This window comes from Micromonospora sp. NBRC 110009 (assembly GCF_030518795.1).
Classification (GTDB): domain Bacteria; phylum Actinomycetota; class Actinomycetes; order Mycobacteriales; family Micromonosporaceae; genus Micromonospora.
In genome coordinates, this window is the sequence record NZ_CP130427.1 from 953080 (window position 1) to 969508 (window position 16429).

A 16429-nucleotide genomic window follows, 5' to 3' on the forward strand; every position below is an offset into this window, starting at 1 on the left:
TAACCACAAAACGCCTGCAGAGGGGTGCCCGTTAGCGTATCGGCCACCTCCATCCGGAGTCGTCGGACGACCCGGCAGGGAAAGGGGAGACTGGTGGGATCGGATCCTGGACTCCGGCGGCTCGCGCTGGGCACGCTGCTGGCCGCGTACCCGGGCCCGGTCCCGCCCGACTGGGCGGTGGACCTGCTCGGCGAGGGGCTCGCCGGGCACACCCTGTTCGGCACCAACGTCCACGACCCGGCCCAGGTGGCCGCGACCACCGCCGCACTGCGCGCCGGCCGCCCCGACGTGATCATCGCGATCGACGAGGAGGGCGGTGACGTCACCCGGCTGGCCCATGCCACCGGCAGCCCGTACCCGGGCAACGCGGCGCTCGGCGCGGTCGACGACCCGACGCTGACCCGCCAGGTGTACGCCTCGATCGGCGCGGAGCTGGCCGCCCTCGGCCTCACCGTCGACCTGGCCCCCACGGTCGACGTGAACACCGCCGACGAGAACCCGGTGATCGGCACCCGCTCGTTCGGCGCCGACCCGGCCCGGGTGGCCGCCCACTCGGCGGCCGCGGTCGCCGGCCTCCAGTCGGCCGGCGTGGCGGCCTGCGCCAAGCACTTCCCCGGGCACGGCGCCACGATCGCCGACTCGCACCACGAGCTGCCCACCGTCGACGTGCCCCCGGCGGTGCTGCGCGAGCGGGACCTGCCGCCCTTCGCCGCCGTGATCGACGCCGGGGTCCGCGCGATCATGACCGCGCACATCCGGGTGCCGGCGCTGACCGGCGACGGTCCGGCGACCTTCAGCCGGGCGGTCCTGGTCGACCTGCTGCGGCGCGAGTACGGCTTCACCGGCACGGTGATCACCGACGCGCTGGAGATGCAGGGCGCCGCGCTGGCCGCCGGCGGGGTGGGTCCCGCCGCGGTACGCGCCCTCGCCGCCGGGGCGGACCTGCTCTGCATCGGCGCCAAGGTGGACGCCGACCTGGTCGAGCTGGTGGTCGAGGCGATCGTCGGCGCGCTCGGCGACGGCCGGCTGGACCGGGCCCGGGTCGAGGAGGCCGCCGGCCGGGCCGCAGAACTCGCCGCCTGGACCGCTGCCGCGGGCCCGCCCGCCGCCGCCGCCGACGGCCTCGGCTACGCGGCCGCGCTCCGGGCGGTACGCGTGGAGGGCGACCTCAACGGCCTCACCACGCCGCTGGTGGTGCAGGTGCAAGCCACCGCCACCATCGCCGAGGGCCGGGTGCCGTGGGGTCTGGGTCCGCACCTGGCCCGGGCCGAGGAGGTCCGCGCGGTCGCCGGGCAGACCGACCCGGACGAGCTGCGCCGGCTGGCCGGGGACCGGCCGATCGTGCTGGTCGGCCGCCACCTGCACCGGCTGCCCGGGGCGCGCGAGCTGGTGGAGGCGCTGGCCGCCGGGCACCCGGTGGCGGTGGTGGAGATGGGCTGGCCGGCCGAGTGGCGGCCGGCCGGCGCCCGCGCCTTCGTCACCACGTACGGCGCCAGCCACGCCAACGGCCGGGCCGCGGCGGAGGTGCTCGGCCTGACCGGCTGAACCGGCCCGTTCGGGGTAAACACCGGGAATGGCGACCACCGACGCCTGGCTCCGCGCCGTCGACGACCTGCTGTACCGGGCCCACCGGGTGGCGCCGGACCAGCTGCCCGAGGCGATCGACGGGGCACTGCGCCCGCTGGGCGTCGCGGCGACGACCTACGTGGTGGACGTGGAGCAGGAGCTCCTGCGGCCGCTGCCCCGGCCGGGCCGGCCGGCGCCCGATCCGCTGCCGATCGACGCCAGTCTGCCAGGCCGGGCCTACAGCGAGGTACGCGTGCGAGCCGGGCAGGACGGCCGGCTCTGGGTGCCGGTGGTGGACGGCACCGAACGGCTCGGCCTGCTGGAGGTCACCCTCGCCGCCGGGACGGACCCGGACGACGAGGTCCTCCGGGACGGCTGCCGTTCGATCGCCGCACTCGTCGGGCACGTGCTGGCCGGCAAGCTGACCTACGGCGACACGCTGCACCGGGTACGCCGGAGCGGGCCGATGGAGGTGTCCGCCGAACTGCTCTGGCAGCTGCTCCCCCCGCTCACCTTCGCCACCGACACGGTCGCGATCAGCGCGATCCTCGAACCCTGTTACGAGGTGGGCGGGGACGCCTTCGACTACGCGCTGGACGGCGGCCTGTTCGCCCTGGCGATCCTGGACGGGGTGGGGCACGGGCTGCCCGCGACGCTCTTCACCGCGGTGGCGCTCGCCGCGCTGCGGGCCGGCCGGCGGGCCGGCACGGAGCTGCCGGGGCTGCCGGCGGTGGTGGACGCGGCGCTGCGCAGCCAGTGGACGGACGGCCGGTTCGTGACCGGCGTGCTGGCCGAGTTCGACGTCGGCACCGGCCGGCTCCGGTACGTCAACGCCGGGCATCCCGCCCCGGTGCTGCTGCGCCGCGGTCGGGCCGTCCGCGCCCTGACCGGCGGGCGGCGACTGCCGCTCGGCCTGCCCTCCCCCGACACCGAGCCGGGTGAGGTCCGGCTGGAGCCGGGCGACCGGTTGCTGCTCTACACCGACGGGATCATCGAGACCCGGGACGCGGCCGGCGAGATGTTCGGGCTGCCCCGGTTGGCCGACCTCGCCGAGCGGCACATCGGGTCCCGCCTGCCTGCCCCGGAGACGCTGCGCCGGTTGAGTCGGGCGGTCGTCGCGCACCGGGCCGGCCCGCCGCGCGACGACGCCACCCTGGTGCTGCTGGAGTGGTCCGGTGAGGCGGCCGCCCGGGTGGAGCCGTGACCGGCCTCAGCGCAGCCGGCGCCAGCCGCCCTCGGCCGTGGGGCTGTCGTCACCCGTACCGCGGGCGAGCCCGAGCAGGGCGTCGACGGCGCTGATCCGGAGCACCCGGGCCACCACCGGCCGGGGATCGGTCACTCGCAGGACGGCACCCCGGCCGACCGCCTCGGCCGCGCCGCGGAGCAGGGCGGCCACCCCGGTCGAGTCGAGGAAGGTCACCGCGCCGAGATCGACCACGATCTCCAGCAGTCCCGGCCGGTCGACGAGGGCGTCCAGCGCGCGGTCGAACCGCGGGGCGCCGGCCATGTCGAGGTCGCCGGCCGGGGTCAGGACCACCCGCCCCCGCCCGGCCTCCCGCGTACCGATCTTCATGGCCTGCCCGTCGCTCCGCCGATGTCGTCGCCGCGACCCTACCGGGCGCGTTCCGGCCCGATGGCGCTTCGACTCACTCTTGAACACGTTCAAAAACTGTCGTACGCTCAACGCGACCTTGATTTGAACGCGTTCAAGAAGGGCGACGAGATGGACGTGAAGGTCTGGATGTACCTGGCGTACCTGGCGGTCAGCATCGGCCTGACCGTCTGGGTGGCCCGGACGCTGTCCCGCAACGGGTTGGTGTTCCTGGAGGAGGTCTTCGCCGACAACCGGCTGGCCAACGCCGTCAACAGCCTGCTGGTGGTCGGCTTCTACCTGCTCAACCTGGGCTACGTCACGGTGGCCATGAAGGAGTCCGACCCGGTGGTCACCACCAGCCAGGCGCTGGAGGAGCTCTCCATGAAGGTCGGCTGGGTGCTGCTGGTCCTCGGCGCGCTGCACTTCTTCAACGTCTTCGCGCTCGGCCGGTACCGGCGCGGTCGACTCCGCCAGCAGGCAGCCGGCCACCCGCCGCTGCCGCCGGTCGGTTACCTGCCGGTCCAGCCCGGCGGCCGGCTGGTCGGCCCCGCCGGTCCGCCGCCGGCCGGCCCGATCCCGCCGGCCGGACCACCGGCTGCCGGCCCGACGCCACCCGCCCCGCCGCGATGACGGTTGCCCCGGGCGGGCACCCGACGGATCCCACCGGACACGGGGCCGGTGGGATCCGCGGGTTCACCGTCCTCTACGACGCCCACTGCCCGCTCTGCCGGGCCGCCCGGCAGTGGCTCGCGTCGCGGGCCCAGCTCGTACCCCTGGAATTCGTGCCGGCCGGCTCGGCGGAGGCCCGGCGGCGCTTCCCCGGGCTCGACCACGACGCCGCGCTGCGGGACCTGACCGTGATCGCCGACACCGGCGCGGTCTACGCCGGCGACGGCGCGTGGTTCGCCTGCCTGTGGGCGCTGGCCGACCACCGGGCGACCGCCGAGCGGCTGGCCCGTCCGCACCTGCTGCCGCTGGCCCGGCGGATCGTGGCGACCGCCTCCTCCGTACGCGAACTGGTCCGCGAGCCCTGGCCGGACCCGGGATACGGTGAGGACGATGACCGAGCAGACTGCGCCGACGAGCGCTGCGGATGGCCCGTCCACCGGGGCGACCGCCCGGGGTGAGCAGACCCGGCAGTTGATCCTGGACACCGCCATGCGGCTGTTCCGCGAGCGGGGATACGCGCGCACCACGATGCGCGCCATCGCCCAGGAGGCCGGCGTCGCGGTGGGCAACGCCTACTACTACTTCGACTCCAAGGAACACCTCATCCAGGAGTTCTACGCGAACACCCAGCACGAGCAGCGGGCCGCGGCCGGGCCGGTGCTCGACCGGGAGCGGGACTTCTCGGGCCGGCTCGCCGGGGTGCTGCATGCGGGCATCGACGTGCTGACGCCCTACCACTCGTTCGCCGCCACCTTCTTCAAGACGGCGGCCGAGCCGACCTCGCCGCTGAGCCCGTTCTCCGCCGAGTCCTCCGACGCACGGGAGGCGTCGGTCGCGCTCTTCCGGGAGGTGCTGGAGGGTTCCGACGCCCGGCTCGACCCTGAGCTGCGTCCGGCGCTGCCGGAGCTGCTCTGGCTGGCCTACATGGGCGTGGTGCTCTACTGGGTGCACGACCGGTCGCCGGAGCAGGTGAAGACGCGGCAGCTGATCGACGGCGTGGTGCCCCTGGTCGACCGGCTGGTGGGGCTGTCCCGGCTGCGGGTGCTGCGGCCGGTCACCCGCCAGGCACTCGCCCTCATCCACACGTTGCGTCACTGACGGTCGGCGGCCGCCGAGGCGAAACCGCAGGTCACTACCGGACAGCCGGCACCTGCCCGACACCCCTTGCCTGCCACCTTCTCGACACCTAGCGTTACCAGGGACGGACCTGGGAGGAGAGGCTGCGGACCGTGGATCCGGCCCGGGATCCACGGTCCGCGCCCCATCCGTCAGCGCGGGAAGACCCCGTACGACGTCCAGCCCCGGTCCGGGAACCCGGCCGCCTCGGCCACCCGGGCCGAGGCGTCGTTGTCGAAGTTGTGCAGGTAGGTGGGGACGGCTCCCTCGTCGAGCACCCGGCGGGCCGCCTGCGCGACCAGCCGCCGGGCCAGGCCGCGCCCCCGGACGCCAGGGACCGTGCCGACCGCCAGCTCGTGCCCGTACGCGTCGTGCCGCTTGATCCCCGCGCCGGCCAGGTACCGGCCATCGGCGTCCCGGACCACCAGCACGTCCCGGTCGAACAGGCGCAGCCAGGGCGGGAGCCCGGGCGCGGTCGGCGGGGTCCACTCCCCGACGTCGGCCAGCGGCGCCGGGGCGGTGCTCCACCGGAACAGCCCGGCGTGCGTGGTGAACTCCGGCGACCCGACCGCCGCCGGCAGGGCGGGCAGCAGCTGCTCGATCGGTCGCCCGCGCACGAGGGCCCGCACCGCGTCCGCCCGGTCGGGTGGCACCGACAGGATCGCGCGGTCGGGTGCGGCGACGGCGACGGCCGGGCGCAGCCGACCGTCCCAGGCCGGCCGGGCCCGGCGGTGCGAGCGGACCACGTGCAGCCCGGGACCGGCCGGCCACTGTCCCAGCCAGGTCGCCAGGTGCAGGAACAACCGCCGGTCGAGCACCGCGGCGACACCTCCTCACCCGCCGGGCCGTCGGCCCACGCCCCGCCGCGATCACGGTACGCCCGCCGGGCCGGTCACCCCGTAAGAACCTGGCAATAGATCAACTGCCCCGCCCGTCGATACGCTGGGCCGCACGACGGGGAGGTCCGCGGTGGCGCAACGGGTGCTGGTGGTCGACGACGACCGGACGGTCGCCGACGTGGTCTGCCGCTACCTGGAGCACGCCGGCTACGAGGTCGACCACGTCGGGGACGGGGCGGCCGCGCTGGCCGCCGTGGCCCGGCAGCCGCCGCACCTGGTGGTGCTGGACCTGATGTTGCCCGTGCTGGACGGGCTGGAGGTCTGCCGGCGGCTGCGTGAGCGGCCGGACGGCGTACCCATCGTCATGCTGACCGCGCGCGGCGACGAGGCCGACCGGGTCCTCGGCCTGCAACTCGGCGCGGACGACTACCTGAGCAAGCCGTTCTCCCCGCGGGAGCTGGTGCTACGGGTCCGCTCGGTGCTGCGCCGGGCCGGCGGCGAGCCGGCCCTCGTACCCCCGGCGGTGCTCTCCGACGGCGGCCTGGAGGTGGCGACCGGGCCCCGGGTGGCCCGGCTGCACGGCCGGGAGCTGACCCTGACCCTGCGCGAGTTCGACCTGCTGGCGCACCTGATGCGGCACCCGTCGCGGGCGTTCCGCCGGGCCGAGCTGCTGGACCGGGTGTGGGGGTGGAGCTTCGGCGACCAGTCCACGGTGACCGTCCACGTGCGACGGCTGCGGGAAAAGATCGAGGCCGACCCGGCGAATCCCCGGCGGATCGTCACCGTGTGGGGCGTCGGCTACCGCTACGAGCCGGCCGATGCGTGACCTGGCGCTGATCTTCGGGGCGGCGCTGGTCGCCGCGCTCGCGGTCGGCCTGGCCGGCGCGGTCACGCTGCGTCTGCTGCGCGGCCGGTCGATCATCGGGCACATCTTCGTGCTGCTGGCCACGACGGTGGGCGCGGTGGTGGCCGGGGTGGCGGTCGTGGCCGAGGCCATGTTCCTCTCCCCGCACGACCTGGAGGTCGTGCTGATCACGGTGTCCGCCGCCGCCGCGGTGAGCCTCGCGGTCGGCCTGCTCTTCGGTCGCCGGCTGGCCGCCGCCGCGGTCTGGGCCGACCAGGCCCGGGAGCGCGAGCGCCGGATCGAGAAGGGCCGCCGGGACCTGGTCGCCTGGGTCTCGCACGACCTGCGCACTCCGCTCGCCGGGCTGCGGGCGATGGCCGAGGCGCTGGAGGACGGGGTGGTCCGGGACCCGGAGACGGTGGCCGAGTACCACCGCCGGATCCGGGTGGAGACCGACCGGATGACCCGGCTGGTCGACGACCTGTTCGAGGTGTCCCGGATCAACGCCGGCGCGCTGCGGCTGTCGCTGTCCGCGGTGCCGCTCGCCGACGTGGTGTCGGACGCTCTGGCCAGCAGCGCGCCGCTGGCCGCCGCGCGCCGGATCCGGCTGGTCGCCGCCGAGTCGGGCTGGCCGACGGTGACCGCGAGCGAGCCGGAGCTGGCCCGGGTGGTGGGCAATTTGCTGCTCAACGCGATCCGCTACACCCCCGAGGACGGCACGGTACGGGTGGACGCCGGCCGCGACTCCGACACCGCGTGGCTGGCGGTGGCGGACACCTGCGGCGGCATCCCCGAGGCGGACCTACCCCGGCTGTTCGACGTGGCGTTCCGGGGCGAGCCGGCCCGCACCCCGCGCCCGGGCAACGGTGGCGGCGCGGGATCGGGCGGGTTGGGCCTGGCGATCGTGCGCGGGCTGATTGAGGCGCACGGCGGGCGGGTAGACGTACAGAACATCACCGACGGCTGCCGGTTCGTGGTCCGGCTGCCGGCGGCGGGAACCTGACGCATCGATCGTGCGTCATATTCATTTCCATACATGTACAACTTTCTCTGGGACGGTAATGGTCATGCCGAATCAGCCGAATGACCGGTACCAGCAGGACACCGAGAGCATCTGGCGGGCCGCGGACGAGGCCGGACGGTTCCCCGCGCAGTCCCGCTACCGGGACGCCCGGACCGACACGTCGCTCTCCTGGGCCGAGCTGAACGCACTGCCGGCCCGCACCTCCACCCGACTCGGCCTCAACACCCGCTGATCCGCACCAGAGGAAAGCGACGACACACCCGAGAGTTCCAGCACGGGTCTTCGTACATGCGTCGGGTAGCGTCTCCTGGTCCGAAATCCCGGTCCTACGACAGGAGATGCTCCGCGCATGGGCAAGAAGACGATCCACGTCTCCGACTTCAGCGGCCAGGTGCTGCGCCCCGACGACGAGGTGGTCAAGGTCGTCGTGCTGGAGCACCCCGACCTGGTCGCCGGGCCCGTGCAGCTGGACGCCACCCCGCTCGAGGTGGAGAGCATCGACGACGCGGCGCTGGACGTGGCGGTGGTGGAGATCCACGACCGGCACGGGGGCGGCGAGCCGCGGCGGGTGGTGCTGACCGCCAGCGAGTTCGACGCCATGGCCACCGACGTGCCGATGGCGCAGCTGCTGCGGACCGCCGAGCGGGTCAAGCCGCCGCGGGCGCGGCGGAGTGCGGAGAAGGTCGACCACGGCACGATCGAGCACGCCGGCAAGCCGCACCGGGGCCGGGTCACCGAGGAGGAGGCCCGGCTGGTGCGCGAGCACCTCGACGAGGTCAACAAGCGGCTGGCCGACGCCGGCCTGCGCCAGGTCGACCCGACCGACCCGGAGCACGCCGCCCGGTACGGCTTCCCCGCCACCGACTGACGTTGCCCGCCCGCCCCGGGCACGCGCCCCCGTGGCGCGTGCCCGGGGCGGTGCCGGTCAGGCCTTCTTCCGGGTGAGCTCGGCCAGCGCGCCGGTCACCGCGGCCTCCATGGTGTCCTTCTCCAGCCCCAGGCCGGCGAGCACGCCGTCGCCGCCCTCCTCCTCGATCAGGGCGAGCAGGATGTGCTCGGTGCCGATGTAGTTGTGGCCGAGCCGGAGCGCCTCGCGGAAGGTCAGCTCCAGGGCCTTCTTGCCGCGCGCGTCGTAGGGGATCAGGTCCGGGACCTGGTCGGCCTTCGCCGGCAGGGTCGCGGCGACCGCCTCCCGGAACCGCTCCAGGGACACGCCGCGCGCCTCGATCAGCTTGGGGGCGAGCGCGTCCGGATCGACGAGCAGGCCCAGGGCGAGGTGCGCGGCGCCGATCTCGGCGTTGCCCGCGGCCCGCGCCTCCTGCTGGGAGGCCATCACCACGTTCCGGGCCCGCGGCGTGAACCGGCCGAAGCCGGCGTTGGGGTCCAGCGCCGCCGCCGTCTCCGCCTTCGCGGCGGAGCGCTTCTGCGCGGCCTGCTTGCTGACACCCATGCTGCGACCGATCTCCGTCCAGGAGGCGCCGGAGCGGCGCGCCTGGTCGACGAAGTGGCCGATCAGGTGGTCGGCGACGTCGTCGAGGTGGTCGGCGACCAGCACGGCGTCGGCGAGTTGGTCCAGCGCGTCGGTGTGCGCCTTCTTGATGCCCTCGATCAGGTCGTCGAGGCGTACCGGCTGGGTCATCTTCAATGGCTCGGTCATGCGTCAACCATAAGTTGACGCCTCCGTCGCGTCAACCATCGGTTGACGATCACCGGCGGTGCCGACGGGCTAGGCTCAGCGACACGGCGGCGACGGGAGGCTGACATGGCGGACTGGCTCGACGTGGACGCGCCGGAACTGCTCGGCCTGGCCGCTCGCCTGACCGAGCTGGCCGACCGGCTCGCCGCGGTCGACCAGCCCGACCCCGACGCGCTCCCGGCCCACCCGGACGGCCGTCCGGTCGGCGCAACCGCCGGACTCTGGCTCGACGAACTGCCCCGCACCGCGCATGACCTGTCCGAAGTGGCCGCCACGGTCCGCGCGGTGGCCACGGCCGTGGCCCGGACCGACGAACAGCTCGCGGCCCGGTTCGCTCAGCTCGGCCGGGAGCCCGACCGGTGAGGGACGAGCCCTCCGACGCGGCGCGGGGCACGGCGGCGCAGTGGCTTTCCGCCCCCGACCGGGAGAGCGCGTGGCGGTGGGCGGAGGCCGCCCGCACCGCCCGGCAGGCCGCCGACGACCTGCACCGGCTCCGCGGCGAGCTGACCGGGCACTGGCGCGGCGGCCGGGGCCGGGACGACGCCGACGAGGTGCTGCGCCACCTCGCGCACCGGATGGAGGACGCGTACGCGGCGTACCGGCTGGTCGCCGAGGCCCTGGCGGTGTGGGACCGGGAGCTGGACCACGCCCGGCTGACCATCATGGAGGCACTCGACGAGGCACGACGGCTGGGCCTGACCGCCACCGGCGAAGGCACGGTCACCGCGGCGGGGGACGCGCCGATGGCCGTCCGCGCCGCCGCGCGCCGCCTCACCGCCGCCGTATCGGAGGCGCTGGCCCACGCCGACGCCGCCCGCGCGCGGGCCACCGACACCATCGCCACCCTGCCGCCGCCCCGCTGAGGTGATCGTCAGGGCTCCGACCACGCGGTCTGCACGACGCGTACGCCGTCGGTGCGCCGGACCAGGGTGCCCCGCCCGGGCGGCAGCGGCTGCGGCCGCAGCCCGCCCAGGATCGGCCCCTCGTCCCGGCTGCCGGACATCAGCAGGCCCGGGGACGCCAGGTCCCGCAGCCGCTGCAGCACCGGCTCGTAGAGCGCCCGCGCGGCCCCACCGACCCGACGCGCGACGATCAGGTGCAGCCCGACGTCCCGGGCCTGCGGCAGCAGGTCGAGCAGCACGGTCAGCGGGTTGGTGCCGCCGGAGGCGACCAGGTCGTAGTCGTCGACCAGGAGGTAGAGATCGGGCCCCTGCCACCAGCTCCGGTCGCGCAACTGGGCCCGGGTCACCTCCGGGCCGGGCAGGCGTTCCTGCAGGGCGCTGCGGATCGAGCTGAGACCCTGACTGAACGCCTGACTCGACGGCGCGTAGTCGAGCAGGTGCTCGCCCTCCACCGCGCCGAGCAGGCCACGCCGGTAGTCGGCGATGACCAGCCGGGCCTGGGCCGGGGTGTACCGCTCGGCGATGCCCCGGGCGATCAGCCGCAGCAGGTTGGTCTTGCCGCACTCCGCGTCACCGAACACGGTCAGGTGCGGCTCGCCGGCCAGGTCCAGATGGACCGGGGCCAGCGCCGACTCGTCCAGCCCGATCGGCACCCCGGGCATCGCCGGGTCGCGCAGGTGGTTCAGCTCGGCGACGGTGAGCCGCCGCGGCAGCAGCCGCACCGGCGGCGCCGGCGGGCCCGGCCAGGCCCGGGCGGCCCGGTCGGCCAGGGCGGCGATGGCCTCCGCCAGGTCCGTCGCGTCGTGTGCACCGTCGATCCGGGCCAGCGCGGTCATGAAATGCAGCCGGCCCTTGGCCAGCCCGCGGCCCGGCGACGAACGGGGCACGTTCGCCGCCGCGTGCCGGTCGAACTCCGACTCCGCCGGATCGCCGAGCCGCAGCTCCAGCCGGGTGCCGAGCAGGTCCCGCAGGCTGGCCCGGATCTCGCTCCAGCGCAGCGCGGTGAGCACCACGTGCACGCCGTGGCCGAGGCCGCGCTGGGCGATCCCGGTGACCGCGTCGGCCAGGTCCTCGTACTCCTGGCGCAGAGCGCCCCACCCGTCGACCACCAGGAAGACGTCGCCGAACCGGTCGTCGATGGGCTCGCCGGCCGCCAGCGCGGCGCGGAGCCGGGCCATGGCCTCCGGGCCCCGGCGGGCGAAGTCGGCCTCCCGGGCGTCGATCAGCGCGTTCACCTCGGCGATCGTCCGCCGTACCGCCTCGGTGTCCCGCCGGCTGGCCACCCCGGAGACGTGCGGCAGCCGCTCCAGCGTCCCCAGCGCACCGCCGCCGAGGTCGAGGCAGAAGAACTGCACCTGCCGCGGGGTGTGGGTGAGGGCCAGGGCGGCCACCAGCGTCCGCACCAGGCTGCTCTTGCCGGACAGCGGTGCGCCGACCACGGCGACGTGCCCGCCACTGCCGGCCAGCTCCAGCACCAGCGGATCACGGCGCTGCTCGCGGGGCACGTCGACCACGCCGACCGGCACGCTGAGCGGCGCCGGCCGCTCGGCCACGGTCAGCCCCCGGGCCGGGTCGGTCAGCAGCGGCGGCAGCAGCTCGTCCAGGCTGGGCGGCTCACTCAGCGGCGGCAGCCAGATCTGGTGTGCGGGCGTGCTCCGCTCGCGCAACCGCTCCACCAGCACGTCGAGCATGCTCCGGCCGAGCAGCTCCGGCGGCAGGGCCTCGCCGCTCTCGCCCGGCCCCATCGGCCCCGAGACGTACGCCCCGCGGAACGCCGTCATCGTCCCGGCCGCCTTGAGGTAGCCGTGCCCCGGCGCGATGGGCAGGTCGTACGCATCGGGCACGCCGAGCACCACCCGGCTCTCCATCGCGGAGAAGGTCCGCAGCCCGATCCGGTAGGACAGGTGGCTCTCCAGCCCGCGCAGCCGCCCTTCCTCCAACCGCTGGCTGGCCAGCAGCAGGTGCACCCCGAGGGACCGGCCGACCCGGGCCACCTGGACGAAGACGTCGATGAACTCGGGTCTGGCCGTCAGCAGCTCGGAGAACTCGTCGCAGATGACCAGCAGGGTGGGCAGCGGCGGCAGCGGCGCGCCCGCCGCCCGGGCCTGCTCGTACTCCCAGCGGCTGGCCCGGTTGCCGGCGCTGCGCAGCAGCTCCTGCCGGCGGAGCAGCTCGCTGGTCAGCGCGTCGGCCAGCCGGTCGATCAGGGCGAGGTCGTCGGAGAGGTTGGTGATCAGGCCGCTGACGTGCGGCAGCCCGGTCAACGGGGCGAAGGTGGCGCCACCCTTGAAGTCGATCAGGACGAGGTTCAGCTCCGCTGCGGAGTGCCGCGCCGCGAGGGCCACCACGAGGGTACGCAGCAGCTCGCTCTTGCCCGATCCGGTCGCCCCGACCAGCAGGCCGTGCGGGCCCATGCCGTCCTGGGCCGACTCCTTCAGGTCGAGCAGCACCGGCCGGCCGCGCTCGTCGAGGCCCAGCGGCACCCGCAGGTGGTCCGGGCCCAGCGGGGTGTGGCGCCCGTCGAAGGCCGCCAGCGCCGCCCGGTCGGGCAGCCCGAGGACGACCAGCGCGTCGTCCGGCTGCGCGTCGGCCAGCGCCGGCTCTCCCCCCGCCGTCGTCCCGATCGTGGTCGTTCCCCACGCCTCGGCGATCGCCAGCACCATCAGCCCGCTGCCCTCCGGCGCCGCGGCCTCCGTCTCCGCGTCGCCGTCGATGTCGCCTGCGGTCAGGTCGGGCAGGGCGATCCGGAAGGTACGCCGGCCGTGGATGGCCCAGCCCGGCGTGTTCAGCGGCAGCCGGGCCGCCTGGTCGGGGTTGACCAGCGACTCGTCCGGACGGGACAGCCGGGTCTCGATCCGGATCTGCGGCAGCTCCCGCAGCTCCTCCGGGATCCCCCGCCAGCTGCGTTCGACGATGACGACGTGCATGCCGTAGCCGAGCCCCTTGTTGGCCAGGTCGACCACCCGGGAGGCGAAGTCCGGCAGCAGGGTGGCGAAGTCGCGCCAGCGGTCGACCACCAGGAAGACGTCCGGGGTCGGGCCGTTGTCCAGCGCGGCACGGCGGGCCCGGAGGCTGGTCGGCGACTCCAGGTTGAACCGGCGGAAGAGCTGCTTGCGGTCGAGGACGTCCTGCTCCAGCCGGTCGAGGAGCTTGCCCACCTCCCCCACCTCGTCGTCGCCGACGACCGCCCGCACGTGCGGCAGGCGCAGCATCGGGCCGAGCCAGTTCCCGCCCGACTCCAGGCAGTCGAAGGTCACCTCGGCGGCGGAGTGGGTGAGCGCGAGCCCGCCGATGATGGTGCGGAGCAGCGTCGTCTTGCCGGTGCCCGCCCGGCCGACCACCAGCAGGTGCCCCTCCGAGGAGGCCAGGTCGAGCCAGACGGGCTCGCCGGCCGGCTGGTCGATCCGCTGCGCCTGACCGACCGGCACCTTGAGCAGCCCGCGCCGGCGCCAGTCGGTCGCGCAGAGCTTCACGTCGTCGGTCGGCTGCAACGGCCCGAGCAGGTCACCCAGGCGGGGGTCCCGCTGGTCCCGGCGCCGCCGCTGCCGGTGGTGGCCCTCCCGGGAGAGGGCGATGTGGATCGCGTCGCTGGCGGAGCCGAACTGGCACGGCGTCTGCGCCGAGCGCTTGGGCAGCTCCAGGTGGACGTACCGCCAGAGGTCGTCCGGGGTGATCCGGCCCTGGCCGGTGATGTCCGCCGCCCCGGTGCTCAGGCCCTGGATGACGGTCTCGGTGAACGCGGAGCGGAGCCTCGGCCCGCTCTCCGACGCCGGCCGCCCGTCGTCGGCGCGCTCCACCGCGTTGGTCGCGGTGATGACGTAGCGGCCGTACCCGGTCTTCAGCTCGCCGTCGATGGCCAGGTCGTCCGTGGTCTTCAGGCCGGCCCCCTCGAACGCGCCGCTGTAGCAGCAGTCGAGCAGCATGACCGAGCTGGCCGCGTCGGACTCGTCGAGCAGCTCCCGGATGAAGGACGCGGAGACGGCGGTCGACGAGAGGTGGTCCAGCTCGGTGTTGGCGACCGCCAGGTGCAGCCGGCCGCGCTTGCTGCTCCGCACGCCGTGCCCGGAGAAGTAGAGCAGGACCAGGTCCTCCGGGCCGGCCGCCCGGAGCATCGCCTCGACCGCCCGCTCGATGGAGCTCTTCGACTCGTTCTCCAGCAGCACCGTCTGGTCGAACGCGCCGACATCGGCGTCGGCCAGCAGACTCAGCAGGTCCCGCGCCTCCTCCCGGGGCGCGTACAGGTCGGCCAGCGACTCGTCGATGTACCGGTCGTTGGCGATCAGGAGCGCCCGCCGCTGTCCCACGGCTCAGCTCCCGACCGGGGCGCCCCCACCGTCCGGCGACGAGGCGGGTAGTGCCGGGGCGGACGGCTCGTCGAGGAGCTGCGCCAACCGGTCCAGGACGGCCGGATCGAGCCGGGTGTCGCCGGTGACCACGACCTCCCGGTCGCCGTTGCGGATCCGGATCGACCGCGCCTTCACCCGGTCGGCGTACGCCACGGCGACCTGGGCCAGGGCCCGCATGGTGGACGCCGAGAAGAGCCCGCCGACGACGAGCATCCCCAGCTCCCACGCCTGCGCCGACTTGCCGTGCCCGGCGGCCGGCGACTGGGCGTGCGCGACCCGCAGCCCGCGTACGGTGCGCAGGTCGTCGGCGAGCCCGGCGGTGAGCCCGTCGACGCGTTCGGCGGGCAGGGCGGTCGACGGCTCGATCAGCAGGGACAGCTCGGACAAGGCCCACCTCCGGCAGCGAGACTGTCTACATTCAACACCACCCGGGGCGGGAAGCGGTGCCGGCATTGGCGTCCACTGCCTCACAGAGGTTGTCGTACGGGTGGCGGGGATGCCGTTCACGACGAGGCCTCCTCGATCCTGACGGCCGTCGTGCTCTCGGATTCCGCGACGCTGCCCGGCACCGCCGCGCACCTCCATACTGGCGGAGGCAGCATCCCCGACATCGACTCGGACGGCGACGTGCGGCGCAGAGACCTCCTGACCGGCGCGACGATCAGCGGCCCTGCGGAGCGTCGCAACCCTGCTCAACGCGCTGGTCGCACCACCACCCCGAAACACCGAGACAGTTGCCTTACCGGTCCGGCAATCGCTCGAGACGTCGCCGCTGCCAAGACCAGGCGCAGATGCCATGCTCGATAAGGCCTCCCACGCCGCCGGACGACTCGGCTGCGACGGCAACGACCGGTGGACCGGCTTCGGTTCCACCAACGTCCTGCTGCACCGCGTCAACATCGCGCTGACCCTGGGCGACGCCGGCACCGCCATCACCCTCGCTCGCCAGGTACCGCTGGACAAGATCCGCCTCGCCGAACGCAAGGCCTCCCTGTTCGTCGACGTGGCGCGGGCCTACACCCAGTGCCGGCCGGCGGTTCAGCGCATCGCCGCTGAGCTTGCAGTCCGCAGCCGCGGGCACGTCCGTAGTGCCGTCGTCGACTTCGCCCAGCACGCGGGGATCCGGGTATGACCGGTGGCCACCTGCAAATCGTCGTCTGCGCTGCCGGCCCTGCCGCAGACGTGACCCAACTGATCAAAACCGCGACGCAGCAATCGTGGACAGCGGCGGTCACCGCCACCCCCAGCGCCCTCGACTTCATCGACGCCCAAGCGATAGAGCAGCTGACCGGGCACCCCGTGCGGTCCACCTACCGATCGTCCCCCGGCACCCGCCGCTCCCTCCCCGCCACTGACGCGCTCGTCATCGCCCCCGCCACCTACAACTCCCTCAACAAGATCGCCCTCGGCATCGCCGACAACTACGCGATGATCACGGTCGCCGAGCTGATCGGCCGGCAGGTGCCTACCGTGGTCGTCCCGTTCGTCAACGCCGCCCTGGCCGCCCGCGCACCCTTCCAGCGCGCCATGGCCGACCTCCGCGACGAACGCGTACGGGTCTTGCTGGGGTCTGACGACGGATGGGAACCGCACCCACCGGGCAGCGGCAGCAGCCACCAGCGGGAATTCCCGTGGGCGGCGGCGTTCGAAGCAGCGACGCGGATGGCCGGAGACGGGCCGGCCAGCAGCGCCGATCACGGCTGACCCACCTTGCCTCCGGCCCAGGCGGCAAGATCAGATCCAGACATCGGCCAGTCAGGCTGGCACAGGTGTCCACGATCATGGCGCTGCGTCCACCGTCGGCCGGCACGATCCGCACCGCCCCCGACCAGC

General features: G+C 74.5%; 17 protein-coding genes and 1 pseudogene. 13 read left to right on the forward strand and 5 right to left on the reverse strand.

From position 1 onward, the window contains the following. The first annotated feature begins 93 nt into the window (after positions 1–93). Both Q2K19_RS04445 and Q2K19_RS04450 read left to right on the forward strand, forming a co-directional pair. Positions 94–1545: a glycoside hydrolase family 3 N-terminal domain-containing protein gene (locus Q2K19_RS04445; protein WP_302767900.1), complete on the forward strand. Its 1452-nt coding sequence runs from the start codon at positions 94–96 to the stop codon at positions 1543–1545. Positions 1546–1573: 28 nt separating this feature from the next. Then, the gene (locus tag Q2K19_RS04450) at positions 1574–2770 is read left to right on the forward strand and encodes a PP2C family protein-serine/threonine phosphatase (protein ID WP_302767901.1); all 1197 of its coding nucleotides are present in this window, start codon (positions 1574–1576) and stop codon (positions 2768–2770) included. Positions 2771–2776: 6 nt separating this feature from the next. On the opposite strand, the gene Q2K19_RS04455 is transcribed toward Q2K19_RS04450, so the two are convergent. After that, positions 2777–3139 (reverse strand): STAS domain-containing protein, encoded by a 363-nt coding sequence (locus tag Q2K19_RS04455; RefSeq protein ID WP_302767902.1) that lies wholly within the window; start codon positions 3137–3139, stop codon positions 2777–2779. A 60-nt stretch (positions 3140–3199) separates the two neighbouring features. On the opposite strand from Q2K19_RS04455, the gene Q2K19_RS04460 reads away from it, so the two are divergent. The 3 genes from Q2K19_RS04460 to Q2K19_RS04470 are packed head-to-tail and all read left to right on the forward strand — an operon-like array spanning position 3200 to position 4927. Beyond that, entirely contained in the window at positions 3200–3790 is a 591-nt protein-coding gene (locus Q2K19_RS04460) for a hypothetical protein (protein ID WP_302767903.1), read from the forward strand. After that, the gene (locus Q2K19_RS04465) at positions 3787–4287 is read left to right on the forward strand and encodes a thiol-disulfide oxidoreductase DCC family protein (RefSeq protein ID WP_302767904.1); all 501 of its coding nucleotides are present in this window, start codon (positions 3787–3789) and stop codon (positions 4285–4287) included. Before Q2K19_RS04460 ends, Q2K19_RS04465 begins: the two co-directional genes overlap by 4 nt. After that, the gene (locus Q2K19_RS04470; protein ID WP_302767905.1) at positions 4220–4927 is read left to right on the forward strand and encodes a TetR family transcriptional regulator; all 708 of its coding nucleotides are present in this window, start codon (positions 4220–4222) and stop codon (positions 4925–4927) included. Before Q2K19_RS04465 ends, Q2K19_RS04470 begins: the two co-directional genes overlap by 68 nt. Positions 4928–5097: 170 nt before the next feature. Here the strand turns inward: Q2K19_RS04470 and Q2K19_RS04475 are convergent, their stop codons facing one another. After that, positions 5098–5763, reverse strand: coding sequence for a GNAT family N-acetyltransferase (locus Q2K19_RS04475; RefSeq protein WP_302767906.1), 666 nt, complete (start codon positions 5761–5763; stop codon positions 5098–5100). Positions 5764–5914: 151 nt separating this feature from the next. On the opposite strand from Q2K19_RS04475, the gene Q2K19_RS04480 reads away from it, so the two are divergent. The 4 genes from Q2K19_RS04480 (at position 5915) to Q2K19_RS04495 (ending at position 8520) form a co-directional block, all read left to right on the forward strand. Further along, positions 5915–6610, forward strand: coding sequence for a response regulator transcription factor (locus Q2K19_RS04480; RefSeq protein WP_302767907.1), 696 nt, complete (start codon positions 5915–5917; stop codon positions 6608–6610). Next, on the forward strand, positions 6603–7631 hold the full coding sequence (locus tag Q2K19_RS04485) for a sensor histidine kinase (protein ID WP_302767908.1): 1029 nt from the start codon (positions 6603–6605) through the stop codon (positions 7629–7631). Before Q2K19_RS04480 ends, Q2K19_RS04485 begins: the two co-directional genes overlap by 8 nt. 64 nt (positions 7632–7695) lie before the next feature. Further along, on the forward strand, positions 7696–7884 hold the full coding sequence (locus Q2K19_RS04490) for a DNA repair protein (protein ID WP_302767909.1): 189 nt from the start codon (positions 7696–7698) through the stop codon (positions 7882–7884). Positions 7885–8001: 117 nt separating this feature from the next. Then, complete coding sequence (locus Q2K19_RS04495) at positions 8002–8520, forward strand: hypothetical protein (RefSeq protein ID WP_302767910.1); 519 nt, start codon at positions 8002–8004, stop codon at positions 8518–8520. 57 nt (positions 8521–8577) lie between these two features. Here the strand turns inward: Q2K19_RS04495 and Q2K19_RS04500 are convergent, their stop codons facing one another. Beyond that, positions 8578–9309 (reverse strand): Clp protease N-terminal domain-containing protein, encoded by a 732-nt coding sequence (locus Q2K19_RS04500; protein WP_302767911.1) that lies wholly within the window; start codon positions 9307–9309, stop codon positions 8578–8580. A gap of 105 nt (positions 9310–9414) precedes the next feature. Here Q2K19_RS04500 and Q2K19_RS04505 point away from each other — a divergent pair, with 105 nt between their 5' ends. Beyond that, entirely contained in the window at positions 9415–9711 is a 297-nt protein-coding gene (locus Q2K19_RS04505; protein WP_302767912.1) for a hypothetical protein, read from the forward strand. After that, on the forward strand, positions 9708–10211 hold the full coding sequence (locus tag Q2K19_RS04510; protein ID WP_302767913.1) for a hypothetical protein: 504 nt from the start codon (positions 9708–9710) through the stop codon (positions 10209–10211). Before Q2K19_RS04505 ends, Q2K19_RS04510 begins: the two co-directional genes overlap by 4 nt. Positions 10212–10219: 8 nt before the next feature. On the opposite strand, the gene eccCb is transcribed toward Q2K19_RS04510, so the two are convergent. Beyond that, positions 10220–14554, reverse strand: a complete 4335-nt coding sequence (eccCb, locus tag Q2K19_RS04515) for a type VII secretion protein EccCb (RefSeq protein ID WP_302767914.1) — start codon at positions 14552–14554, stop codon at positions 10220–10222. A gap of 3 nt (positions 14555–14557) precedes the next feature. Further along, on the reverse strand, positions 14558–14983 hold the full coding sequence (locus Q2K19_RS04520; protein WP_302767915.1) for a hypothetical protein: 426 nt from the start codon (positions 14981–14983) through the stop codon (positions 14558–14560). Positions 14984–15374: 391 nt separating this feature from the next. Between Q2K19_RS04520 and Q2K19_RS04525 the strand changes: the two are divergent. Together Q2K19_RS04525 and Q2K19_RS04530 are read left to right on the forward strand one after the other, a co-directional pair. Then, positions 15375–15728 (forward strand): annotated as a pseudogene (locus Q2K19_RS04525) (hypothetical protein); the annotation flags it as partial. Continuing rightward, on the forward strand, positions 15725–16300 hold the full coding sequence (locus Q2K19_RS04530) for a flavoprotein (RefSeq protein ID WP_302767916.1): 576 nt from the start codon (positions 15725–15727) through the stop codon (positions 16298–16300). The pseudogene Q2K19_RS04525 and the gene Q2K19_RS04530, both read left to right, overlap by 4 nt. The last annotated feature ends 129 nt before the right edge of the window (positions 16301–16429 follow it).